Raw genomic sequence first — 21,258 nt, forward strand, 5'->3', positions numbered from 1 at the left:
CAGCCTGGCGATCCGCGTGCGTGGGCTGACCAAGCGCTTCGGCGCGCTGGTCGCTGTCGACGACGTCGACCTCGATGTTCCCAAGCGAAACGTCTACGGCTTCCTCGGCCCGAACGGCTCCGGCAAGTCCACGACCATCCGCATGCTGTGCGGCCTGCTGACGCCGACGGCGGGCGAGATCGATGTGCTGGGTCTGCCCATACCCGAGCAGGCCGAGCAGCTGCGTGCGCGCATCGGCTACATGACGCAGAAGTTCTCGTTGTTCGAAGACCTCACCGCGCGCGAGAACCTGGAGTTCCTCGCCGCCGTACAGGACATTCCGCGCGCCAAGGCAACGCGGCGCATCGACGACCTGGTCGAGCAGTACCACTTCAAGGACCGTCAGAAGCAACTGGCCGGCACCATGAGCGGCGGCCAGAAGCAGCGGCTCGCCCTGGCCGGCGCGGTCATCCATGCACCGGAACTGCTGTTGCTCGACGAGCCGACCAGCGCGGTCGATCCGGAATCGCGCCGCGACTTCTGGGAGAAACTGTTCGAACTCGCCGATGCCGGCACTACGCTGCTGGTCTCCACGCACTACATGGACGAGGCCGAGCGCTGCCATCGCATCGCGATCCTCGACCGTGGGGTGCTGGTGGCGGACGGAACTCCCGCCGCACTGACCGGCGAGCTGGCAGGGCGCACGCTGGTCGTCGAGGCCGCACAACCGCGTCGGGCGCAGAAGGTGCTGGTGGGCCTGCCCGGCGTGCTCAGCGTGGCGCAGATCGGCAATGTGCTGCGCGTGCTGCTGGCCGAAAACGGCGATGCCGCCGCGCGCATCGCCCAGGGCCTGCGGGGCGCAGGCATCGAAGCGGGCGTGTCGGCATCGCAGGCCAATCTCGAAGATGTCTTCGTCTCCGCCACGCGCGGCCAACCGGCACGCGAGGAGGCCGCATGAACCTGCGCCGCCTGATGGCCGTGATGGTCAAGGAACTGCGGCAGATGCGCCGCGACCGCATCACGCTGGCGATGATCGTCGGTATCCCGGTGATGCAGCTGCTGCTGTTCGGCTACGCGATCAACACCAATCTGCGCGACCTGTCGGCCGGCATTGCCGATCAGGCACGCACATCGGCGTCGCGCGCGCTGGTGATGGACATCGTCGCGACCGGCGTGGTCAGGCCGGAACGGGAAGCGGCGACGCCGCAGGAGCTGGTCGAGGCAATGCGGCGGGGCGAGATCAGCATCGGGATCGTGATCCCGCCCGATTACGAACGCCGCCGCGCGGAAGGTCGCGAGGCCGTGCAGATCTTCGTCGACGGCAGCGACAACGCGGTGCAGAGCGCCGCCGCACAGCTGGCGCAGATGCCGCTGGACGGCAGCAGCAGCCCGCTGGCGACCCGGACCATCAGCGTGGTCGGCTTCTACAATCCGCAACGCCGCTCGGCGGTGAACATCGTGCCGGGCCTGATCGGCGTGATCCTGACGATGACGATGGTGCTGTTCACCGGCGTGGCCATCGTGCGCGAACGCGAGCGCGGCAACATGGAGCTGCTGATCGCCACGCCGGTCAGCAGCGCCGAACTGATGATCGGCAAGGTCCTGCCTTACGTGGCCATCGGCCTGGTGCAGACGACGGTGGTACTGGCGCTGGGCATGTGGCTGTTCCAGGTGCCGCTGGGCGGCAGCCTGCTGCATGCCTATATCGCCGCGTGCCTGCTGATCGTGGCCAACCTGACGCTGGGCCTGCTGATCTCCACGCGCGCGCAGTCCCAGTTCCAGGCCATGCAGATGACGTTCTTCATCTTCCTGCCGTCGATCCTGCTGTCCGGCTTCATGTTCCCGTTCGCCGGCATGCCCAGGGTCGTGCAGTGGATCGCCGAGGCGCTGCCGCTGACGCATTTCCTGCGCCTGATCCGGGGTGTGATGCTGCGTGGCGCCAGCCTCTGGGAACTGTGGGCCGATGTGCTGGCATTGCTGGGCTTCACCGCGGTGATGATGTCGGCGGCGATCCTGCGCTTCCGCAAGCGGCTGGACTGATAGGCTGGCGATTCATCCGGAGTGGAGTCGGCAATGGACGAGGCGGAGATCGGCACGGTGGTGGACGCGATGTACGCGATGATCTCGGGTCGGGCCGGTCCGCGCGACTGGTCCACGCAGGACGTGGTCTTCCATGCGGATTGCCGGCAGATCCGCACCGGGGTGGATGCGCAAGGCAAGCCGTGGCGCTTGTCGTTCTCACTGACGGAGTACCGCGCAAACGCGGACGAACTGCTGGCGAACGTCGACTTCTTCGAAGTCGAGACCGGGCGCGAGATCCGCGTGTTCGGCAACATCGCCCACGTCTGGAGCGCGTACGAAGCGCGCCATGCGCCGGACGATGCCGTGCCGGAGCGGCGGGGCATCAACAGCATCCAGCTCTACAAGGGCGAGGACGGCTGGAAGATCATCCACATGATCTGGGACAACGAGCGCGACGGCGTGCCTTTGCCCGCCGTCGGCTAGGGATCCTCAATCTGCCCCGACGATCCGGCCGCGCAACGAGTTAGACAGGGCTTCGGTGATCGTCACGTCGACGAACTGCCCGATCAGGCGCGGATGCGCGGGGAAGTTCACCGAGCGCATGTTCTCGGTCTTGCCGGTCAGCTCGTTCGGATTCTTCTTCGAAGGGCCTTCCACCAGCACCGACTGCACCGTGCCGACCATGCGCTGCGAGATGCCGGCCGCATGGGCGTTGATGTGCTGCTGCAGGCGCTCCAGGCGCGCATGCTTCACCGCGTCCGGCGTGTCGTCTTCGAGGTCGGCGGCCGGTGTTCCGGGGCGGCGCGAGTAGATGAAGCTGAAGCTCTGGTCGAAGCCGACGTCCTCGATCAGCTTCATCGTCTTCTCGAAATCGGCATCGGTCTCGCCGGGGAAGCCGACGATGAAGTCCGAGCTGATCGAGATGTCGGGGCGAACGGCGCGCAGCTTGCGGATCTTCTGCTTGAACTCCAGCGCCGTGTAGCCGCGCTTCATCGCCGATAGCACGCGGTCGCTGCCCGCCTGTACCGGCAGGTGCAGGAAGTTCGCGAGCTGCGGCACGTCGCGGTAGGCGTCGACCAGCGAATCGCTGAATTCCAGCGGGTGCGACGTGGTGAAGCGGATGCGGCCGACACCGTCGATCTCGGCGATGGTGCGGATCAGCAGGCCGAGGTCAGCGACTTCGCCGTCGCCGTAAGGGCCGCGATAGGCATTGACGTTCTGGCCGAGCAGGTTGATCTCGCGCACGCCCTGGGCGGCCAGCTGCGCCACTTCCACCAGCACGTCCTCGAACGGTCGGCTGACCTCGGTGCCGCGGGTGTAGGGCACCACGCAGAACGAGCAGTACTTGGAGCAGCCTTCCATGATCGACACGAACGCCGATGGGCCCTCGGCCCGCGGCTCGGGCAGGCGGTCGAACTTCTCGATCTCGGGGAAGCTGATGTCGACCTGCGGCCTGTTCTGCTCGCGGCGCGCACGGATCAGCTCCGGCAGGCGATGCAGGGTCTGCGGACCGAACACCAGGTCCACGTACGGCGCGCGCTTGACGATGGCTTCGCCTTCCTGCGAGGCCACGCAGCCGCCCACGCCGATGATGACGTCGCGGCCGCCGTTCTTCAGCGCCTTCCAGCGGCCGAGCTGACTGAACACCTTCTCCTGCGCCTTCTCGCGGATGGAGCAGGTATTGACCAGCACCACATCGGCTTCTTCCGGGTTGTCGGTCAGCTCCAGCCCATCCGAGGCGGCGAGCACGTCGGCCATCTTGGCCGAGTCGTACTCGTTCATCTGGCACCCGTGGGTCTTGATGTAGAGCTTGCCGCGCACCTGGTCGGGCACGCGGGGACGCCCGACGGGCAGGGGGACGAGGGCGGGGTCGGTCACGGCAGGGCCGGCCGTGGTCGGCAGGTCGGGGGCTTGCGTCCCGGTCATGGCGCTTAATCCAGTCGGGTGGGCGGGCGGGGTCGCGTAGTTTACGCGCCCGTCGCGGCGGCCGGTAACCGGACCGGATGGCGTTGATAGCGGGTATCAGGCCTCGACCGGGGCTGCCGTGCCACCGATGCGTCGAACTCCGACCCGCCGCACAGATTGGAGGAAACCTTTGTTGGACAAGGACTTGGCAATCACCCGGGAATTCGGGACACTGCGCGGCATGAGGGGGACTCTGACGCTTCTGGCCGTGCTGGCCGCGTTGACCGCACTGCCGGCCAGCGCGGGCACGCTGTACAAGTGCACCGGCGCGGACGGTGTGCCGGCCTATGTCAGCAAGCGCGTCAGCGGCGCCAGCTGCGAGATCGTCAGCCGTTACACCCCGGACCGTAGCCGCCCGGCCCAGGTCGCGTCCGTGTCCCGTCCCGCCGAAGCGACGCCCGCCCTCGGGGCAGCCACCACGCCCGCCCTGTCGGATTCCGCCAGCGCCATCGTTCCCGCGGCCGCCCCGGCGACTCCGCCGGCAGCCGCTGGTCCGCGCCGCGTGGTCAGCGGTCAGGTCTATTCCTATATCAAGGACGGCGTGCGGCACTACACCAGCGCTCGTCCGCAGGGCGGCACCCAGGTCGCCAGCCTGCGCACCATCAAGTACAGCTATATCGAGACCTGCTTTGCCTGCGGCAATCCGGGTGTCGACTTCGGCCGGCTGCGCCTCAACACCTCCGCCTACCAGGCCGAGATCGCGGCAGCGTCGCGCGAGTTCGGTGTCGAGGAGTCGATCCTGCGCGCGATCATGCATGCCGAGTCGTCCTACAACCCGCTGGCGCTGTCGCATGCCGGCGCGCAGGGGCTGATGCAGCTGATGCCGGCCACCGCGCGCCGCTTCGGCGTGACCGATTCCTACAACGCCGGCCAGAACATCCGAGGCGGCGCACAGTACCTAGCGTGGCTGCTGAAGCGCTTCAACGGCAACCTGACCCTGGCCGCCGCCGGTTACAACGCCGGCGAAGGCGCGGTGGATCGCCATGGTGGCGTGCCGCCCTACAAGGAAACCCAGCGCTACGTCGAACGCGTCGCCGTGCTGGCCGACCGCTACCGCCAGGCCGTCGCCGCGCGCTGAGCCGCGACGGCACCTCCGGGCGCCTGCAAGCCATTGATTCCACGGCAGCCGTTGTCGGCTCATTAAGCCATCCGTTACACTTTGCCGTCTTTTGCGGCCCGCACCGGTGACTGGGGTGTGGCCTTGGCAGCCTTTTTAGCTACCTATTGTTTTGCGGAGTGCCGGATGGCCATCGATGGGGTCAATGGGCCTGTGAATACAGGCCGACGCCGGTTCCTGACTGCGACCACCGCTGTGGTGGGTGCAGTGGGTGCCGGTATTGCAGCAGTACCTTTTATCAAGTCGTGGAATCCGAGCGCACGGGCCAAGCTGGCCGGTGCTCCGGTGACCGCCGACCTCACCGGCCTGCAGGAAGGCCAGCGCCTGATCCTGGAGTGGCGCGGCCAACCGATCTGGATCGTCAAGCGCTCCAAGGCGATTCTGGACGCACTGCCGACCCTGGACGCGAACCTGCGCGATCCGCAGTCGGCCAACAAGGACCAGCAGCCGTCCTACATCACCGGTGAAACGCGCTCGCTGAAGCCGGAGATCTCCGTGCTGGTGGGCCTGTGCACCCATCTGGGCTGCTCGCCGGAAATGGCCGCCGAAATCAAGCCGGAGCCGTACGATCCGAACTGGAAGGGCGGCTACTTCTGCCCCTGCCACAAGTCGCGCTTCGACATGGCCGGCCGCGTGTTCCAGGGCGTGCCCGCGCCGACCAACCTGGTGGTGCCGCCGCATTTCTACCAGGACGACAACACCATCGTGGTCGGCCTCGATCCGCAAGGGGGCGCGTAAACCATGGCGAACATCATTACCCGTACCGCCGATGGCGTGATGGACTGGTTCAACGCGCGCGCGCCGGGCTTCATGCCCGTGTACCGCAAGCACATGAGCGAGTACTACGCGCCCAAGAACTTCAACATCTGGTACATCTTCGGCGTGCTGTCGATCGTGGTGCTGGTCAACCAGATCCTGACCGGCATCTTCCTGACGATGCACTTCAAGCCGAGCGCGGCGGAAGCCTTCGCCTCGGTCGAATACATCATGCGCGACGTGGAGTGGGGCTGGCTGATCCGCTACATGCACAGCACCGGCGCCTCGCTGTTCTTCATCGTCGTCTACATCCACATGTTCCGCGGCCTGATGTACGGCTCGTACCAGAAGCCGCGCGAGCTGGTGTGGATCCTCGGCATGCTCATCTACCTGGTGCTGATGGCCGAAGCCTTCCTGGGCTACGTGCTGCCGTGGGGCCAGATGTCGTTCTGGGGCGCCAAGGTCATCATCTCGCTGTTCGGCGCCATCCCGGTGATCGGCAACGGCCTGACCGAGTGGATCATGGGCGACTACCTGCCCAGCGACGCCACGCTCAACCGCTTCTTCGCCCTGCACGTCATCGCGCTGCCGCTGGTGCTGCTGCTGCTGGTCGTGCTGCACATCTTCGCGCTGCATGAAGTCGGTTCGAACAACCCCGACGGCGTCGAGATCAAGAAGGGCCCGAAGGGCAACCGCTGGTCGCCGACCGCGCCGGCGGACGGCGTGCCGTTCCATCCGTACTACACCGTCAAGGATGGCTTCTACGTCGGCGGCTTCCTGATCATCGCGGCGTTCATCGTGTTCTTCGCCCCGGCGATGGGCGGCTGGTTCCTGGAACACGACAATTTCTCCGAAGCCAACCGCCTGGTCACGCCGGAGCACATCAAGCCGGTGTGGTACTACACGCCCTACTACGCGATGTTGCGCGTGGTGCCCAACAAGCTGGGCGGCGTGCTGGTGATGTTCGGCGCCATCGCGATCCTGTTCCTGGTGCCGTGGCTGGACCGCGCCAAGGTGAAGTCCTACCGCTACCGCGGCGTGCTGTCCAAGGTGCTGCTGGGCGTGTTCGCCATCTGCTTCGTCTGGCTGGGCAAGATCGGTGCCGGCCCGGGTACGGATCCGGTGGAAACCATCGTCGGCCGCTTCCTGACCGCGTTCTACTTCCTGTTCTTCCTGACCATGCCGATCTGGACCAAGATCGACAAGACCAAGCCAGTGCCCGAGCGGGTGACGACGCATGACTAAGACTTTCGCCTCTCGCCTAGCTGTCTTCGCCAGCGGGTTGCTGATCTCGTTTTCCGCGTTCGCCGCCGGCGGCGGCGCCACGCTCCAGGCCGGCAACGACCTGGGCGACCGCGCCTCGCTGCAGCGCGGCGCGCAGCTGTACATGAACTACTGTTCCGGCTGCCATTCGCTGAAGTACATGCGCTACTCGCGCATGGCCGAGGACCTGGGCCTGACCGAAGACGAGGTGATGAAGAACCTCAACTTCACCGGCGCTAAGTTCGGCGAGCAGATCCAGGTGTCGATGCCGCACGATCCCGCCGCCAAGTGGTTCGGCAAGATGCCGCCGGATCTGAGCGTGATCTCGCGCGTGCGTGGCAGCGACTGGATCTACACCTACCTCAAGTCGTTCTACCTCGACGAGTCGCGTCCGCTGGGCTGGAACAACAAGCTGTTCCCCAACGCGTCCATGCCCAACCCGCTGTGGGAGCTGCAGGGCCTGCAGCACGCCGAGTTCGGGCAGCCCGATCCGGCCACCGGCGAGCGCCACGTGGAAAGCCTGAAGGTCACGCAGGCCGGCCGTCAGGATGCGCGGGCGTTCGACCAGACCGCGCGCGACATCACCAACTTCCTGGAGTATGTCGGCGAGCCGGCGGCCCTGAAGCGTCAGAGCATCGGCGTGTGGGTGATCCTGTTCCTGTCGGCGCTGACGTTCCTGGCCTACCTGCTGAAGCAGGAGTACTGGAAGGACGTCCACTAAAAGGCGTCGCGTCCGACGCCACGGAGGCGGGCCGGAAGGCCTGTCCCGGCAAGGGAAAAGCCTGGCGGGGTTGCTTGGCTTTTTCCGGCGGGGATTGCACACTCAGGGACCGTGGCGACCGTCAGCAAGGGGCTGGCGGCGTCGGTGCGATCGGCGGATTCCGATCGTCGGAGAGCCGTGAATGGCTGCGAGTCCACGTATGCGCAATACACTGACGTTGTTTTCCTCCACCGATGACGTGCTCTGCCACCGCGTGCGGCTGGTGCTCGCCGCGAAGGGCGTGAGCTACGACCTGGTGCCGGTGGATCCGCAGAATCCGCCCGAAGACCTCATCGACCTGAATCCGTACCACTCGGTGCCCACGCTGGTGGAACGCGACCTGGTGCTGTATGCCGCCTCGGTGGTCAGCGAGTACCTCGACGAGCGCTACCCGCATCCGCCGCTGATGCCGGTCGACCCGCTCTCGCGCGCCCGCCTGCGCCTGGCCATGCTGCGCATCGAGCACGACTGGGTGCCGCAGGTGCAGGCCATCCAGCTGGGCAACAAGCAGCAGGCCGAAGCCGGCCGCAAGCGACTGAAGGAACTGCTGACCGCCTCGGTGCCGCTGTTCAAGGCCAGCAAGTTCTTCCTCAATCCCGAAATGAGCCTGGCCGACTGCGCGATGGCCCCGATCATCTGGCGCCTCCCGTCGCTGGACGTGCCGCTGCCCAAGGACGGCAAGGCGATCGAGGATTACGGCAACCGCATCTTCCGGCATCCCGGTTTCCTGCGCAGCCTCACCGACGCGGAGAAGAAGCTGCGCGAGATCCCGGTCTGACCGACCGCCGTGCATGACCCCGGCCAGGCGCGATTCCGCATCGCGTCGGACCGCCGAGAAGCGAAATGACCGACGTCTCCTCCCGCATGACCAGCCACCGTCCGTACCTGTTGCGGGCGTTGAACGAGTGGATCGCCGACAACGGCATGACCCCGCACCTGCTGGTGGACGCGACGATGGCGGGCGTGCAGGTGCCCGCCAGCGCGGTGAAGGAAGGCAAGGTGGTGCTGAACATCGCCGAGCGCGCCGTCGTGCGGCTGATGATCGACAACGAGGCGGTCAGCTTCACCGCGCGTTTCGGCGGCGTCAGCCATGCGGTGCACGTGCCGATCGGCGCGGTGCTGGCGATCTATTCGCGCGAGACGGGGCAGGGCATGGCGCTGCCGGACGACGTGCCGCACGACACCGACGCTGCGGGCGACGGCGATGCGGTGACGTCGCAGGACGCGCCGTCCGACGACGACACGCCGCCCGCCGGCGGGGGAGGCAAGCGTCCTCCATTCCTGCGTGTCGTGAAGTAGAAGCGACCCCGTTACGGCGTGTCGCCTGCCAGGTAACCGAGCCGCGTAGCGGCTCAGTGCGGATCGATCGGCGTCACCGAGGGGGCGACCGGTCCGACGAACGACACCAGCTTCCCTTTGCGCAGCACCAGGCGACCGACATGGCGGTCGACGCCGTCATGCGAGTACTCGAAGCGGAAGCTGCGCTCGAACCCCAGCCAGCCATCCTCGCCGCGGCACAGGCGCAGCCCGTTGGCGTGCACGCTCTGGTCCAGCCAGATGACGCCGGCGGCCTTGCAGGCGTTGCGGCCCAGTACGCCGGCCCGTTCTGCGGCGGCGCGCGCGGCGTTCCAGTAGGCGAACGCGGCACCACCGGCGATCAGCCACAGCAGGGCGCTCAACGGCGACATGCAGGCCTCACGGCGCGGGGCCCAGCTTCAGCGACAGGTCAATGGCCCGCATGTGCTTGGTCAGGCCGCCGATCGAAACGAAGTCCACGCCATCCTCCGCGATGCCGCGAAGCGTGGCCAGGTCGACGCTGCCGGACACTTCGAGCGGGATGCGGCCGTTGTAGGGCGCCGCCTTCGCGCGACGCACGGCCTCGCGCCGTGCATCGGCCTCGAAGTCGTCGATCAGGATGCGCTCGCAACCTTCCGCGAGCGCTTCGTCGAGCTGCACGAGGGTTTCCACTTCCACGATCAGCGGCAGCGAGGGCTGCGCGCTGCGGGCGGCACGGATGGCGCCCTTCAGTGAGCCGGCGGCGCGCACGTGGTTCTCCTTCAGCATCACCGCGTCGTACAGGCCGATGCGGTGGTTCTGCCCGCCGCCGCAGCGGACAGCGTACTTCTGCGCCAGCCGCAGGCCCGGCAAGGTCTTGCGCGTGTCCAGAATGGTGCAGCCGGTGCCGTGGACGGCATCGACGTGGTTGGCGGTCGTGGTGGCGGTACCGGAAAGCGTCTGCAGGAAGTTCAGCGACGAGCGCTCGGCGGTGACCAGCGCGCGTGCGCGGCCGGCCAGGGTGGCCAGCACAGTGCCGGCGGGAACGCGGTCGCCGTCCCGCACGCGCCAGTCGATCCGGACCTCGGGATCGAGCGCGCGATGGCAGGCATCGAACCATGCGCCGCCGGCGATGACGGCGTCTTCCTTGCACAGCAGGTAGGCGATGTCGGCCGCGTCGGGCAGCAGCGCGGCGGTGACATCGCCGCTGCCGATGTCCTCGGCCAGCGCACGGGCGACGTCCGCAGCCACGACGTCCGCGGGCGGTGGCGTCGGGCGCTGGCTCATCGCGCGGGGAAGTCGGCGAGCTGCGCGGTGGCGATCGCTTCCTCGGCGAGCAGCACGGGGATGCCGTCCTCGACGCGGTAGACGGTCTTGCGGTCGTGCGTGACCAGCGCCTCGCGCAGCGCGTCGGCCTGCGCGGTATCGTCGGCGCGCTTCACCTGCCCCTCGCCAATGGCGCGGTTCAGCACTTCCAGCCCGCGCGCATCGAGCACGGACAGCGGCTGGCGGGTAGTGGGGCAGCAGAGGAGGTCGAGCAGTTTGCGGTCCATGTGGGGACTCGATCAGCGGTTCGGTCAGGAGGGTAGAATACGTCTTTGCGACCGAGGACGGCCATGACCGCCAGCGTTTCCAGCCCCGTGGTGGGCATCGTGATGGGTTCCCGCTCCGACTGGGAGACCATGCAGCATGCCGCGCAGAAACTGGATGCGCTGGGTGTTCCGTACGAGGTGAAGGTCGTCTCCGCGCACCGCACGCCGGACGTGCTGTTCTCGTACGCGGACGAAGCCGCCTCGCGCGGACTGCGCGCGATCATCGCCGGCGCCGGCGGCGCGGCGCACCTGCCTGGCATGCTCGCCGCGAAGACGGCGGTACCGGTGCTCGGCGTGCCGGTGCAGTCGAAGGCGCTCAACGGCATGGACTCGCTGCTGTCCATCGTGCAGATGCCTGCGGGTATCCCCGTGGCGACGTTCGCCATCGGCAACGCGGGCGCGGCCAACGCGGGACTGTTCGCTGCGGCGCTGCTGGCGTCGGAATATCCGGCGATCGGTGCCGCACTGGATGCTTTCCGCACGCGCCAGACCGACGATGTGATGGCGCACGACGATCCGCGCCGGCCGCTATGACCACCGTCGGAATCCTGGGGGGCGGACAGCTCGCCCGCATGCTCGCGCTCTCCGGTGCGCCGCTCGGCCTGCGCTTCCTGGTGATGGATACCGCGTCGGATGCCTGTGCCGGCCAGTTCGCACCGTTGCTGGTGGGCGACTACCGCGATGAGACGGCATTGGCCGAGTTCGCGTCGAAGGTGGACGTCGCCACGTTCGACTTCGAGAACGTTCCCGCGGAAAGTGCGGAGTGGCTCGCCGATCGCGTGCCGGTGTTTCCCAATCCGCGTGCGCTGGCCGTGGCGCAGGATCGCCTGGTCGAGAAGACCCTGTTCCAGGAACTCTGCATCCCGGTCGGCGCATTCGCCGACGTGGACAGCCTCGATGTGCTGCGCGCCGAAGTCGAGCGGCTTGGCGGTGCGTGCATCCTCAAGACGCGTCGCCTGGGCTACGACGGCAAGGGCCAGTTCCGCATCAAGTCGCCGGCCGATGTCGATGCGGCGTGGAAGGCGTTGGGGGCACAGGCGGCGACGGTCGGGCTGATCGTCGAGGCCTTCATTCCGTTCGAGCGCGAGCTGTCGGTCGTGGCCGTGCGCGGTCGCGATGGCGAGTTCCGTACCTGGCCGCTGACCGAGAACTGGCATGTCGATGGCGTGCTGTCGGCGAGCCTCGCGCCTGCGCGCGTCGATGCAGCGCTGGCGGATACGGCATGCGCGCATGCGCGCAGGTTGGCGGAAGCGCTGGACTACGTCGGCGTGTTCGCGCTGGAGCTGTTCTATCGGGAAGGAGGATTGCTCGCCAACGAGATGGCGCCGCGCGTGCACAACTCCGGGCACTGGACGATCGAAGGCGCCGAGACGTCGCAGTTCCAGAACCATCTGCGCGCGGTGCTCGGCCTGCCGTTGGGCGATACGCGCGTGCTCGGGCATGCGTGCATGCTCAACTGGATCGGCGAGATGCCGGATGCGCGCGCCGTGCTGCAGGAAGCCGGCGGCCACTGGCACGACTACGGCAAGGAGCCGCGCACGGGTCGCAAGGTAGGCCATGCCACGCTGCGCGCGGACAATGCGTCGTCGTTGGCCCAGGCACTGGCACGCGTGGGTGCGGGGCTCGGACACAAGGCCCAGGTGGCCCCGGTCGTGGCGCGATTGTCCGTCTAGCAGTCTTCGTCTTCTGATGCAAAAGAAAACGGCCGGGATTCCCCGGCCGTTTTCATGTGGATCGGTGCTCCGCGCTCAGCGCAGGTTGCCGGCCACGAAGTCCCAGTTCACCAGCGCCCAGAACGATTCCACGTACTTCGGACGCGCATTGCGGTAGTCGATGTAATAGGCGTGTTCCCACACGTCGATGGTCAGCAGCGGCTTGTCCTCGCCGGTCAGCGGCGTGGCGGCGTTGGAGGTGCTGGCCAGCGCCAGCGAGCCGTCCGGACGCTGCACCAGCCAGCCCCAGCCGGAGCCGAAGGTGCCGATCGCGGTCTTGGTGAACTCTTCCTTGAACTTGGCGAAGTCGCCGAACGCCTTGTTGATCAGCTCGCCCAGCTTGCCGGTCGGTTCGCCGCCGCCGTTGGGTTTCAGGCAGTTCCAGTAGAAGGTGTGGTTCCAGACCTGGGCCGCGTTGTTGAACATGCCGCCCTGCGACTTGCGCACGATGTCCTCGAGCGTGGCGTCGGCGAACTCGGTTCCCTCGATCAGCTTGTTGAGGTTGTCGACGTAGGTCTTGTGATGCTTGCCGTAATGGAAGTCGATGGTCTCGCCGGAGATGTGCGGCTCCAGCGCGGTGCGGTCGTAGGGCAGGGGGGGCAGTTCGATGGCCATGGCTTGGTTCCTTACGCTAGGCAGGTCGGAGGGGCGTGCCCGCATCGGCGGGCGATGCAAAGGCTTACACTATGCAATCCGTCGGCGAGGCCGGCGGAACGGACCGAAAGTGTACCCGACGGTGGTTGCCAAACCGTCAAGGAAGGAGAAATCAGCATGCCGGTGATGGAACGCATCCAGGCCGAAGTGGATGGCCACCCGATCGTCCTTTTCATGAAGGGCACGCCGCAGTTCCCCATGTGCGGTTTCTCCAGCCGGGCCGTGCATGCGCTGCGCGAAGCGGGCGCGGAACAGCTCCACGTGATCAACGTGCTGGAAGAGCCCGAGATCCGGGCCAACCTGCCGCGCTTCTCCAACTGGCCGACGTTCCCGCAGCTCTTCATCAACGGCGAACTGATCGGTGGTTGCGACATCACCTTGGAACTGCACGAGTCGGGCGAACTGCAGCGGATCGTGACCGAGGCGTACGCGCCGTGAGTCTGGTCGGCCTGCCGACGCGCGCACCGCGCGCGCTGGACCAGCGTGTCGTGCTGGTCAGCGGCGCGCATGGCGGGCTCGGCAGCGCGGCGGCCGTCGCGTGTGCGGAGGCGGGCGCGACGGTGGTCTTGCTGGGGCGCAAGGTGCCTAAGTTGAACCGCGTCTACGACGCGGTGGCGCAGGTCGGCGCGGAGCCCTTGCTGTATCCGCTCGACCTGGAGGGCGCGACGCCCGACGACTACGCCGAACTCGCCGACCGGTTGCACGCCGGACTGGGTCGGCTGGACGGCGTGCTCCATTGCGCAGCCGAGTTCAAGGGACTGACGCCGCTCGAGCACACCGATCCGGCCGCCTTCGCGCGCGTCGTGCACGTCAACCTCACCGCCCCGTGGTGGCTGTCGCAGGCTTGCCTGCCGTTGCTCAAGCAGTCGGACGATGCGGCACTGGTCTTCAGCGTCGACGATCTGGGGCGTGTCGGACAAGCCTATTGGGGCGCTTATGGCGTGGCGCAGCACGGACTGACCTCGCTGGTCGGCATGCTGCACGCCGAACTGGCCAACAGCGCCGTGCGGGTTTCCGCGCTGCAGCCCGGCCCGATGCGGACCGGATTGCGGTCGCGCGCGTACGCCGACGATACCGACACGCAGGCGCGCGACGCCGGCGATTACGCGTCGGCCTGTGTCACCCTGCTGTCATCTGCAGGCGCCACGTACAGGGGGCAGATATGGAAGGTGCGGGCATGACTGTCCTGTCGGCGGCCCTCCTGCTGTTCCTGATCCTGGACCCGCTGGGCAACATCCCGGTGTTCCTCAGCGTGCTCAAGCCGCTGACGCCGCGCCGGCAGCGCATCGTGGTGGTGCGCGAGCTGCTGATCGCGCTGGTCGTGCTGATGCTGTTCCTGTGGGGCGGCAAGTACGCCCTGGAGCTGATGCACCTGCGTCAGGAGTCGGTTGCCATCGCGGGCGGCATCGTGCTGTTCCTGATCGGCGTGCGGATGATCTTCCCCCGGCCGGAAGGCCTGATGGGGGAACTGCCGGGCGGTGAGCCCTTCATCGTGCCCCTGGCCATTCCGCTCGTCGCCGGTCCGTCCGGCATGGCGGCCGTCATGCTGATGGGCAGCAACGATCCGTCCCGGCTGGGCGACTGGAGCCTCGCCCTGCTGCTGGCCTGGGGGGCCACGGCGGTCATCCTGTTCTCGGCGACGGTCCTCTACAAGTGGCTGGGCCGACGCGTACTGACCGCGATCGAGCGGCTAATGGGCATGCTTCTGGTCGCCATTTCCGTCCAGATGGTGCTGGATGGCATCGGCACGTACCTGAAGTTGACACCCCCCAACATCTGACGGAACAGGCCGGCCGCGGGGTGGCCGGATCGTCGGATCAAGGCACCCGCGATGGCGAGTTGCCGGCCGTGCTGCACTGCGGAAAATTTGTCATGCCGCGGTCACAAAATGGTCCTATCGTGTTAACCTGTTATTAACCTCCGCGAACGTCGCGTGGGCCATGGGAACCCCTAGCACGCCTTTCGAAACGACCTTACGGGTCGCTTCCGCGCACGTCCGTCAGCCAGCTTCGCCACATCACTCCCGTACCTGAGGTTTATCCGATGAACCAATCCCGTCGTCTTCGCCTGTCCAAGCTCAGCCTTGGCCTCGTCGTCGCGCTCGCCGCCGCGCCTGCCTTCGCGCAGAGCACCTCGTCCGGCCTGGGCGGCCTGGTTACCGACAACGGCGGCCAGCCCGTCGCCGGTGCCGAGGTGACCATCACCCACGTCGAATCCGGCACGGTCAGCCGCGCCACCACCGATGCCAGCGGCCGTTACACCGCGCGCGGCCTGCGTGTGGGCGGTCCGTACCAGGTGACGATCACCAAGTCGGGTTCGGGCACCAAGACCGAAGACAACATCTTCCTGCAGCTCAACCAGACCAGCACCGTCAACGCCGCACTGACCGGCGACCTGACCACGCTGGAGACGGTCACGGCCGTGGGCTTCTCGGGTGGCTCGGAAGTGTTCAGCGCCACCAAGATGGGTTCGGGTACCAGCGTCGACCGCGTCACCATCGAGGCGTTGCCCTCGATGAACGGCAACATCCAGGACTTCATGCGCCTCGATCCGCGCGTGACCTTCAGCGATCGCGCCTCGGGCAGCATCACCGCCGGCGGCCAGAATCCGCGCTTCAACAAGATCACCATCGACGGCGTGTCGGCCAGCGATACCTTCGGCCTGGAAGGCAACAACATGCCGACCCAGCGCCAGCCGGTGTCGATGGAAGCCATCGAAGCCATCGACGTCAACCTGTCCAACTACGACGTGACGATGGCCGGCGCCGCCGGCGCCAACGTCAACGCCGTGACCAAGTCGGGCACCAACGAATTCCACGGCTCCGTGTATGGCACCTACCGCGACGGCGACTGGTTCGGCGACTATCCGTCGCGCATCGCCGGCAGCTCGCTGAACGTCACCGGCCTGCCGTTCGACGAATACGACGACGAGACCACCTGGGGTGTCACCCTGGGCGGCCCGATCGTGAAGGACAAGCTGTTCTTCTTCGCCAACTACGAAAAGTTCAAGCAGACCAACATCGGTCCGGCGGGCAAGAGCCAGGGCACGAATCCTCTGGCCGCAGGCACCGCCGACTTCAGCGCGGCTGACCTGGCGGAAGTGCAGAACATCGCGCGCACGCTGTGGGGTTTCGAGCCGGGCGACCTGACCGGCGCCGGCGATACCGAACTGGAAGAGTACGCGCTGAAGCTGGACTGGAACATTAGCGACGCCCATCGCGCCAGCCTGCGCTACAGCAAGCTCGAGCAGAACCGCGTACGTCCGGAAGCGTCGACGGCCAGCATCCTGTCGCTCAGCTCCAACTGGTACAACCACGTCAAGACCGTGGAAAGCTACGTCGGCCAGCTGTTCAGCGACTGGTCCGACACGTTCTCGACCGAGTTCAAGGTGTCCTACCGCGACTATTCGGCCGTGCGCGTCAGCCCGACCACCGCGCCGACCATCCAGGTCTATTTCGACGACGGCGTCGCCGGCAACGGCAACGACAACCCGATCGGCACCAGCAACAACAGCTTCGCCGGCCTGGATGCGATCCGACTGGGTACCGAGCGCAGCTCGCCCGGCAACGCCCTGCTGACCGAGACCTGGAACTACTTCGGTTCGGCCACCTGGACCGTCGGCGACCACGACATCAAGTTCGGTGCCGAATACAGCGAAAACGAGATCTACAACTTCTTCCTGCAGGACTACTGGGGCAACTACAGCTTCTACGTCCCGCGTCCGCTGGTGGGTGGCGTTCGCGTCTCCGATTTCAGCAACCTGCGTAACGGTCGCTACTTCGACTACGACCTGCAGACCAACCCCACTGATCCGAGCTTGATCGCCGCGCGCTACAAGAACAAGGGCCTCGGCTTCTTCGTGCAGGACACCTGGTACGTCACGCCGAACCTGACCCTGACGCTCGGCGTGCGCGCCGACAAGCCCAGCGCCAGCCCGGCCGCACCGTTCAACGAGTGCTTCGCCGCAGCGCCCGGCACGACCAACCCGGCTTGCACCGGCGGTACGTACACCGGCGGCTTCGGCATCGCCAACAACAACACCTACAACGGCGACTACGTCATCCAGCCGCGCTTCGGCTTCAACTACACGTTCGACTGGGAACGTCCGGCCCAGCTGCGTGGCGGTATCGGCCTGTTCCAGGGCGATGCGCCGCAGGTGTGGGTGGGCAATGCCTACAGCAACACGGGCATGAACTACATCTCCTATCAGAACAACACCAATCCGGCGCTGGTTCCGTTCAGCCCGGATGGCCTGAACCAGAACGTGCCGGCCGGCGGCACCGGCGTGCGCAACGTCAACGCCATCAGCGACGACTTCGAGCTGCCGTCGGTGTGGAAGGCCAACCTGGCCATGGACGTCGAAACTCCGTGGAACGGCATCGTGGCGTCGGCCGAACTGCTGTTGACGGACGTCAAGAACGGCCTGTTCTACCGCAGCCTCAACGTCGGCCCGGGTTTCGTGGGTCCGGACGGTCGCGTGCTGTACTGGAACCCGAACAGCGCGCGTCCGTTCGGCAACACCAGCGCCGGTACCGGCGCATTGGCGCCCAACGGCGCGCGTACCGGCCGCAACGCCTACTTCGGTGACGTCTTCCTGCTGGAGAACACCAACAAGGGCAAGGGCCAGCAGCTGACGGTCTCGCTGTCCAAGCCGGCCTCGAGCGAAAGCGACTGGTCGTGGACCCTGGGCTACACGCGTACCAACGCCGAAGAAGTCTCGGCGCTGACCAGCTCCACTGCGGGCTCGGGCTACGGTTCGCAGCTGGGCGTCAACATCAACGAGCCGACCAGCAGCACCGCGCGTTACGAGATCAAGGACCGCTTCAGCGGTTCGCTGAACTGGTCGCACAAGTTCTTCGGTGACTACGCCACCCAGGTGGGCCTGTTCTACGAGGGCCGCAGCGGCCGTCCGTACAGCTACATCTTCTCGGGCGACGCCAACGGCGACAACCGCACCTTCAACGACCTGTTCTACGTGCCCAACGGCACCGGCAACGACGTCAAGTTCGGCAGCCTGAGCGCCACCGGCGTGTTCACTCCGAACGCGGCGATGGAGCAGGCGTTCTGGGCATGGCTGGAAACGCAGGAAGGCCTGAGCCGCTACAAGGGGACGTACGCGCCCGAGAACGGCTTCACCTCGGGTTGGGTCAACACCTTCGACATCCGCATCAGCCAGGAGCTGCCGGGCTTCATGAAGGGCCACAAGTCCAAGCTGTGGGTCGACATCCAGAACGTCGGCAACCTGATCAACAAGGACTGGGGCCACGTCATCGACTACGGCTTCAACGCCAACAACGCGGTGGCGACCCTGCAGGGCATCCACAACGGCCAGTACGTGTACGGCTACCGCAGCGGCACGGAGTTCGGCCAGTCGACCGCGCTGGGCATCCCGACCAACGCCGACAGCCAGACCAACGGCATTTCGCAGTGGTCGCTGCAGGTGGGCTTCAAGTACGAGTTCTGATCCGCGGCTCGCCAACGGAATGCACCACGAACGGCCGGGGCAACCCGGCCGTTTTCTTTTGGGCGGGCTCCTCTTGCCCCCATGACTGCGCTAAAGTCCCGCCTCTGACGAACGGATGACAGGAATTCCCATGAGTGAAACGGCATCGAGGGCGTTGCCGGTGCAGGACGCGCGGATCTACCCGCGCGGCGGCCTGGACGTACTTTCCCGCGCCGAAGTGGCGCGCCTGCGCGACGCGTCCAGCGGCGGCATGCACGAACTGCTTCGCCGTTGCGCGCTGGCCGTGCTGACCAGCGGCAGCGCGTCCGACGATCCGCGCGCGGCGCGCGACCTCTATCCGGATTTCGACATCCAGGTCCTGCAGCAGGACCGCGGCGTGCGCATCGACCTGATCAACGCGCCGGCGATGGCGTTCGTGGACGGCGAGATCATCCGTGGCATCGCCGAGCTGCTGTTCGCGGTGGTGCGCGACCTGGCGTACACCGCCATCGAACTCGGCCCGGAATACGCGGCCGACCTGGAATCCTCGGCCGGCATCACCAACGCGGTGTTCGGACTGCTGCGCAATGCGCGCATCCTCAAGCCGAGCGATCCCAACCTGGTCGTCTGCTGGGGCGGACACTCGATCTCGCGCGACGAATACCTGTACACCAAGCAGGTCGGCTACGAGCTGGGCCTGCGTGGCCTGGATATCTGCACCGGCTGCGGCCCGGGGGCGATGAAAGGGCCGATGAAGGGCGCGACCATCGCGCACGCCAAGCAGCGCCGCGCCAAGACGCGCTACATCGGCGTGACCGAACCCGGCATCATTGCGGCCGAATCGCCGAATCCGATCGTCAACCACCTGGTGATCATGCCGGACATCGAGAAGCGCCTGGAGGCCTTCGTCCGCATCGGCCACGGCATCCTGGTGTTCCCCGGCGGCGTCGGCACGGCGGAAGAGATCCTCTACTTGCTCGGCATCCTGCTGCACCCGGACAACGCGCATCTGCCGTTCCCGCTGATCCTCACCGGCCCGACGATCGCCGCGCCGTACTTCGAGCAGATCGATCGCTTCATCCGCCTGACGCTGGGCGACGCGGCGGCCGAGCGTTACGAGATCATCATCGGTGACCCCGTCGCCGTGGCGAAGAAGATGGTCGCCGGCATCCGCAAGGTGCGCGAGTACCGCATCGAGCACAAGGATTCGTTCTTCTTCAACTGGGCTGTGCAGATTCCCGAGGACTACCAGCAGCCCTTCATCCCGTCGCACGAGGCGATGGCGGCGTTGCAGTTGCGTCCCGGCCGTGCCGTGCACGATCTGGCTGCCGACCTGCGGCGTGCGTTCTCCGGCATCGTCGCCGGCAACGTCAAGGAAGACGGCATGCGCCGGATCGAGGAGTTCGGCCCGTTCGAGATCCATGGCGATGCCGCGATGATGCAGGCACTGGATGCGCTGCTGCGCGCCTTCGTCGAACAGCGGCGCATGAAGATCGCGGGCGAGTACAAGCCCTGCTACCGCGTGGTGACCTGACGTCCGACGCTAGCCCGGCGCGTCGAGCGGCAGCTGGACGGTGGCGGAGTAGCGGCCGTCGGCGATCCGGGTATCGACGCGACCGCGGCCCTGGGTCGCGGCGTGGATGCGGGCGCGCACCGAGCTGAGCCCGACCTGGTGGCCCGGGGAGGCCTGCGCCGATGCCGGCGGCATGGTGTTGGCGACGGTGACCTGCAGATGGCCGTCGATCAGCCCGACCCGGATGCTGACTTCGCCGCCCGCCGTCGCCGGCTCGATGCCATGGCGGATCGCGTTCTCGGCCAGCGGCTGGATCGACAGCGTCGGCACCTGCAGCGCCGGCAGCAGGTCGGGGACGTCCCAGTGCAGCTGAAGGCGTTCCCCAAGGCGCAGCTGCTCGATCTCGAGGTACCGACGCGCCAGCGAGAGATCCTCTTCCAGACTCAGGGAAGCGCGTTGCGACAGCGCCGCCCGGAACAGGTCCGACAGGTCCAGCAGCAACTGCTCCGCCAGGTCCGGCTTCGCATGCAGCAGGGAGATGCCGGTGTTGAGCGTGTTGAACAGGAAGTGCGGCTGGATGCGCGCCTGCAAGGCCTGGAGCTTGGCGTGTTCTGCCGCCACTGCCAGTTGGCGCGCGCGCCATTGGGCCTGGAAGGCGCCCAACCCGAGCAGGCCCATGATCAGTGCAATGGCGGTGATGCGTAGTGAAAGGGTCAGCCAGCCACCGTCCGGCACCGGCATGAGGTTCCGTAGCGCCAGCCAGCCGGCCAACAGCACGATCCAGGTACTCGCCAGCAGTGCGCCAAGTCCGACCTGTGCAATGAACGGTGGGCTGGTCCGGGAAAGTGGCCGGCGCAGCAGATACAGCAAGCCCAGCGCAGTCAGCACGATCCACTGTATTGCGAGCGACGCCACACCGAAATAGGTGAGGCGATCGCCTTCCCGGCCCGGCGTGATCGCCAGGATCGCAGCCAGCGACTCGCCAGCCAACAGCACCCACACGAGGGTCCTGGCCTGCCAGAGGGTGTCGAGCGGGCTCAACACGGACGGGGGAGTAGCCATGGGGCGGGCGAAGAGGGGACAGGAAAGGGGTGAGGGTGGGGTTTAGAAGGGTTTTGCCGGCCCCGATTCGCCATTGAGGCGGCGAATCGCGCCGTTCATTCGGGAAGAACTGGTCGGTGCCGGAGGTTGAGGCTAGGGTAAGCCGT

22 protein-coding genes are annotated in these 21,258 nt (G+C 66.7%); 16 read left to right on the forward strand and 6 right to left on the reverse strand.

Annotated features, from left to right (window positions below):
• Window positions 1-10: 10 nt before the first annotated feature.
• Genes AC1Q5B_RS14165 through AC1Q5B_RS14175 form a run of 3 tightly spaced genes read left to right on the forward strand, consistent with a single transcriptional unit; the run spans window position 11 to window position 2,484 of the window.
• Complete coding sequence (locus AC1Q5B_RS14165) at window positions 11-937, forward strand: ABC transporter ATP-binding protein (protein ID WP_492632801.1); 927 nt, start codon at window positions 11-13, stop codon at window positions 935-937.
• The gene (locus AC1Q5B_RS14170; protein WP_492632249.1) at window positions 934-2,019 is read left to right on the forward strand and encodes an ABC transporter permease; all 1,086 of its coding nucleotides are present in this window, start codon (window positions 934-936) and stop codon (window positions 2,017-2,019) included. The genes AC1Q5B_RS14165 and AC1Q5B_RS14170 overlap by 4 nt, the downstream gene beginning before the upstream one ends.
• A 33-nt stretch (window positions 2,020-2,052) precedes the next feature.
• Entirely contained in the window at window positions 2,053-2,484 is a 432-nt protein-coding gene (locus AC1Q5B_RS14175; protein ID WP_492632250.1) for a hypothetical protein, read from the forward strand.
• A 6-nt stretch (window positions 2,485-2,490) separates the two neighbouring features.
• On the opposite strand, the gene miaB is transcribed toward AC1Q5B_RS14175, so the two are convergent.
• Window positions 2,491-3,927, reverse strand: coding sequence for a tRNA (N6-isopentenyl adenosine(37)-C2)-methylthiotransferase MiaB (miaB, locus tag AC1Q5B_RS14180; RefSeq protein ID WP_492632251.1), 1,437 nt, complete (start codon window positions 3,925-3,927; stop codon window positions 2,491-2,493).
• Window positions 3,928-4,147: 220 nt separating this feature from the next.
• On the opposite strand from miaB, the gene AC1Q5B_RS14185 reads away from it, so the two are divergent.
• The 6 genes from AC1Q5B_RS14185 to AC1Q5B_RS14210 all read left to right on the forward strand — a co-directional run bounded on the left by AC1Q5B_RS14185 (window position 4,148) and on the right by AC1Q5B_RS14210 (window position 9,161).
• On the forward strand, window positions 4,148-5,044 hold the full coding sequence (locus AC1Q5B_RS14185; RefSeq protein WP_492632252.1) for a lytic transglycosylase domain-containing protein: 897 nt from the start codon (window positions 4,148-4,150) through the stop codon (window positions 5,042-5,044).
• Between the two features lie 165 nt (window positions 5,045-5,209).
• Window positions 5,210-5,821, forward strand: coding sequence for a ubiquinol-cytochrome c reductase iron-sulfur subunit (gene petA / locus AC1Q5B_RS14190; RefSeq protein WP_162339299.1), 612 nt, complete (start codon window positions 5,210-5,212; stop codon window positions 5,819-5,821).
• A gap of 3 nt (window positions 5,822-5,824) precedes the next feature.
• A complete protein-coding gene (locus AC1Q5B_RS14195) occupies window positions 5,825-7,084 on the forward strand; it encodes a cytochrome b (protein ID WP_492632253.1) in 1,260 nt (419 codons plus the stop codon).
• Window positions 7,077-7,823, forward strand: a complete 747-nt coding sequence (locus AC1Q5B_RS14200; RefSeq protein ID WP_492632254.1) for a cytochrome c1 — start codon at window positions 7,077-7,079, stop codon at window positions 7,821-7,823. The genes AC1Q5B_RS14195 and AC1Q5B_RS14200 overlap by 8 nt, the downstream gene beginning before the upstream one ends.
• Before the next feature lie 181 nt (window positions 7,824-8,004).
• The gene (locus tag AC1Q5B_RS14205; protein ID WP_162339302.1) at window positions 8,005-8,640 is read left to right on the forward strand and encodes a glutathione S-transferase N-terminal domain-containing protein; all 636 of its coding nucleotides are present in this window, start codon (window positions 8,005-8,007) and stop codon (window positions 8,638-8,640) included.
• Between the two features lie 65 nt (window positions 8,641-8,705).
• The gene (locus AC1Q5B_RS14210; protein ID WP_492632255.1) at window positions 8,706-9,161 is read left to right on the forward strand and encodes a ClpXP protease specificity-enhancing factor; all 456 of its coding nucleotides are present in this window, start codon (window positions 8,706-8,708) and stop codon (window positions 9,159-9,161) included.
• Window positions 9,162-9,214: 53 nt separating this feature from the next.
• On the opposite strand, the gene AC1Q5B_RS14215 is transcribed toward AC1Q5B_RS14210, so the two are convergent.
• The 3 genes from AC1Q5B_RS14215 to AC1Q5B_RS14225 are packed head-to-tail and all read right to left on the reverse strand — an operon-like array spanning window position 9,215 to window position 10,690.
• Complete coding sequence (locus AC1Q5B_RS14215; protein ID WP_492632256.1) at window positions 9,215-9,550, reverse strand: DUF3301 domain-containing protein; 336 nt, start codon at window positions 9,548-9,550, stop codon at window positions 9,215-9,217.
• 7 nt (window positions 9,551-9,557) lie between these two features.
• Complete coding sequence (nadC, locus tag AC1Q5B_RS14220) at window positions 9,558-10,424, reverse strand: carboxylating nicotinate-nucleotide diphosphorylase (protein WP_492632257.1); 867 nt, start codon at window positions 10,422-10,424, stop codon at window positions 9,558-9,560.
• On the reverse strand, window positions 10,421-10,690 hold the full coding sequence (locus tag AC1Q5B_RS14225; RefSeq protein ID WP_492632258.1) for a Trm112 family protein: 270 nt from the start codon (window positions 10,688-10,690) through the stop codon (window positions 10,421-10,423). Before AC1Q5B_RS14225 ends, nadC begins: the two co-directional genes overlap by 4 nt.
• Window positions 10,691-10,753: 63 nt before the next feature.
• On the opposite strand from AC1Q5B_RS14225, the gene purE reads away from it, so the two are divergent.
• Window positions 10,754-11,263, forward strand: coding sequence for a 5-(carboxyamino)imidazole ribonucleotide mutase (purE, locus tag AC1Q5B_RS14230; RefSeq protein WP_492632259.1), 510 nt, complete (start codon window positions 10,754-10,756; stop codon window positions 11,261-11,263).
• On the forward strand, window positions 11,260-12,402 hold the full coding sequence (locus AC1Q5B_RS14235) for a 5-(carboxyamino)imidazole ribonucleotide synthase (RefSeq protein ID WP_492632260.1): 1,143 nt from the start codon (window positions 11,260-11,262) through the stop codon (window positions 12,400-12,402). The genes purE and AC1Q5B_RS14235 overlap by 4 nt, the downstream gene beginning before the upstream one ends.
• Window positions 12,403-12,477: 75 nt before the next feature.
• Here the strand turns inward: AC1Q5B_RS14235 and AC1Q5B_RS14240 are convergent, their stop codons facing one another.
• Window positions 12,478-13,056, reverse strand: a complete 579-nt coding sequence (locus AC1Q5B_RS14240; protein WP_492632261.1) for a superoxide dismutase — start codon at window positions 13,054-13,056, stop codon at window positions 12,478-12,480.
• A 156-nt stretch (window positions 13,057-13,212) separates the two neighbouring features.
• Here AC1Q5B_RS14240 and grxD point away from each other — a divergent pair, with 156 nt between their 5' ends.
• The 5 genes from grxD (at window position 13,213) to ppnN (ending at window position 20,071) form a co-directional block, all read left to right on the forward strand.
• On the forward strand, window positions 13,213-13,533 hold the full coding sequence (grxD, locus tag AC1Q5B_RS14245; RefSeq protein WP_327483512.1) for a Grx4 family monothiol glutaredoxin: 321 nt from the start codon (window positions 13,213-13,215) through the stop codon (window positions 13,531-13,533).
• Complete coding sequence (locus AC1Q5B_RS14250) at window positions 13,530-14,276, forward strand: SDR family NAD(P)-dependent oxidoreductase (protein ID WP_492632262.1); 747 nt, start codon at window positions 13,530-13,532, stop codon at window positions 14,274-14,276. The genes grxD and AC1Q5B_RS14250 overlap by 4 nt, the downstream gene beginning before the upstream one ends.
• Window positions 14,273-14,875, forward strand: coding sequence for a YhgN family NAAT transporter (locus AC1Q5B_RS14255; protein WP_492632263.1), 603 nt, complete (start codon window positions 14,273-14,275; stop codon window positions 14,873-14,875). Before AC1Q5B_RS14250 ends, AC1Q5B_RS14255 begins: the two co-directional genes overlap by 4 nt.
• A gap of 263 nt (window positions 14,876-15,138) precedes the next feature.
• Window positions 15,139-18,558: a TonB-dependent receptor gene (locus tag AC1Q5B_RS14260; RefSeq protein WP_492632264.1), complete on the forward strand. Its 3,420-nt coding sequence runs from the start codon at window positions 15,139-15,141 to the stop codon at window positions 18,556-18,558.
• A gap of 124 nt (window positions 18,559-18,682) precedes the next feature.
• The gene (ppnN, locus tag AC1Q5B_RS14265; protein ID WP_492632802.1) at window positions 18,683-20,071 is read left to right on the forward strand and encodes a nucleotide 5'-monophosphate nucleosidase PpnN; all 1,389 of its coding nucleotides are present in this window, start codon (window positions 18,683-18,685) and stop codon (window positions 20,069-20,071) included.
• 9 nt (window positions 20,072-20,080) lie between these two features.
• Here the strand turns inward: ppnN and AC1Q5B_RS14270 are convergent, their stop codons facing one another.
• Window positions 20,081-21,112 (reverse strand): sensor histidine kinase, encoded by a 1,032-nt coding sequence (locus AC1Q5B_RS14270; RefSeq protein WP_492632265.1) that lies wholly within the window; start codon window positions 21,110-21,112, stop codon window positions 20,081-20,083.
• Between the last annotated feature and the right edge of the window lie 146 nt (window positions 21,113-21,258).

This window comes from Pseudoxanthomonas sp. GW835-FHT14C01, assembly GCF_058793715.1.

Excerpts from the sequence above, each read along its gene's own strand:
- grxD (WP_327483512.1), top strand. The coding sequence starts at position 13,213 with ATGCCGGTGATGGAACGCATCCAGGCCGAAGTGGATGGCCACCCGATC.
- AC1Q5B_RS14255 (WP_492632263.1), top strand. The coding sequence starts at position 14,273 with ATGACTGTCCTGTCGGCGGCCCTCCTGCTGTTCCTGATCCTGGACCCG.
- AC1Q5B_RS14235 (WP_492632260.1), top strand. The coding sequence starts at position 11,260 with ATGACCACCGTCGGAATCCTGGGGGGCGGACAGCTCGCCCGCATGCTC.
- AC1Q5B_RS14260 (WP_492632264.1), top strand. The coding sequence starts at position 15,139 with ATGAACCAATCCCGTCGTCTTCGCCTGTCCAAGCTCAGCCTTGGCCTC.
- AC1Q5B_RS14185 (WP_492632252.1), top strand. The coding sequence starts at position 4,148 with ATGAGGGGGACTCTGACGCTTCTGGCCGTGCTGGCCGCGTTGACCGCA.
- AC1Q5B_RS14225 (WP_492632258.1), bottom strand. The coding sequence starts at position 10,690 with ATGGACCGCAAACTGCTCGACCTCCTCTGCTGCCCCACTACCCGCCAG.
- miaB (WP_492632251.1), bottom strand. The coding sequence starts at position 3,927 with ATGACCGGGACGCAAGCCCCCGACCTGCCGACCACGGCCGGCCCTGCC.
- AC1Q5B_RS14205 (WP_162339302.1), top strand. The coding sequence starts at position 8,005 with ATGGCTGCGAGTCCACGTATGCGCAATACACTGACGTTGTTTTCCTCC.
- AC1Q5B_RS14195 (WP_492632253.1), top strand. The coding sequence starts at position 5,825 with ATGGCGAACATCATTACCCGTACCGCCGATGGCGTGATGGACTGGTTC.
- AC1Q5B_RS14240 (WP_492632261.1), bottom strand. The coding sequence starts at position 13,056 with ATGGCCATCGAACTGCCCCCCCTGCCCTACGACCGCACCGCGCTGGAG.
- AC1Q5B_RS14200 (WP_492632254.1), top strand. The coding sequence starts at position 7,077 with ATGACTAAGACTTTCGCCTCTCGCCTAGCTGTCTTCGCCAGCGGGTTG.
- AC1Q5B_RS14170 (WP_492632249.1), top strand. The coding sequence starts at position 934 with ATGAACCTGCGCCGCCTGATGGCCGTGATGGTCAAGGAACTGCGGCAG.
- purE (WP_492632259.1), top strand. The coding sequence starts at position 10,754 with ATGACCGCCAGCGTTTCCAGCCCCGTGGTGGGCATCGTGATGGGTTCC.
- AC1Q5B_RS14270 (WP_492632265.1), bottom strand. The coding sequence starts at position 21,112 with ATGGCTACTCCCCCGTCCGTGTTGAGCCCGCTCGACACCCTCTGGCAG.
- petA (WP_162339299.1), top strand. The coding sequence starts at position 5,210 with ATGGCCATCGATGGGGTCAATGGGCCTGTGAATACAGGCCGACGCCGG.
- AC1Q5B_RS14210 (WP_492632255.1), top strand. The coding sequence starts at position 8,706 with ATGACCGACGTCTCCTCCCGCATGACCAGCCACCGTCCGTACCTGTTG.
- AC1Q5B_RS14215 (WP_492632256.1), bottom strand. The coding sequence starts at position 9,550 with ATGTCGCCGTTGAGCGCCCTGCTGTGGCTGATCGCCGGTGGTGCCGCG.
- nadC (WP_492632257.1), bottom strand. The coding sequence starts at position 10,424 with ATGAGCCAGCGCCCGACGCCACCGCCCGCGGACGTCGTGGCTGCGGAC.
- AC1Q5B_RS14175 (WP_492632250.1), top strand. The coding sequence starts at position 2,053 with ATGGACGAGGCGGAGATCGGCACGGTGGTGGACGCGATGTACGCGATG.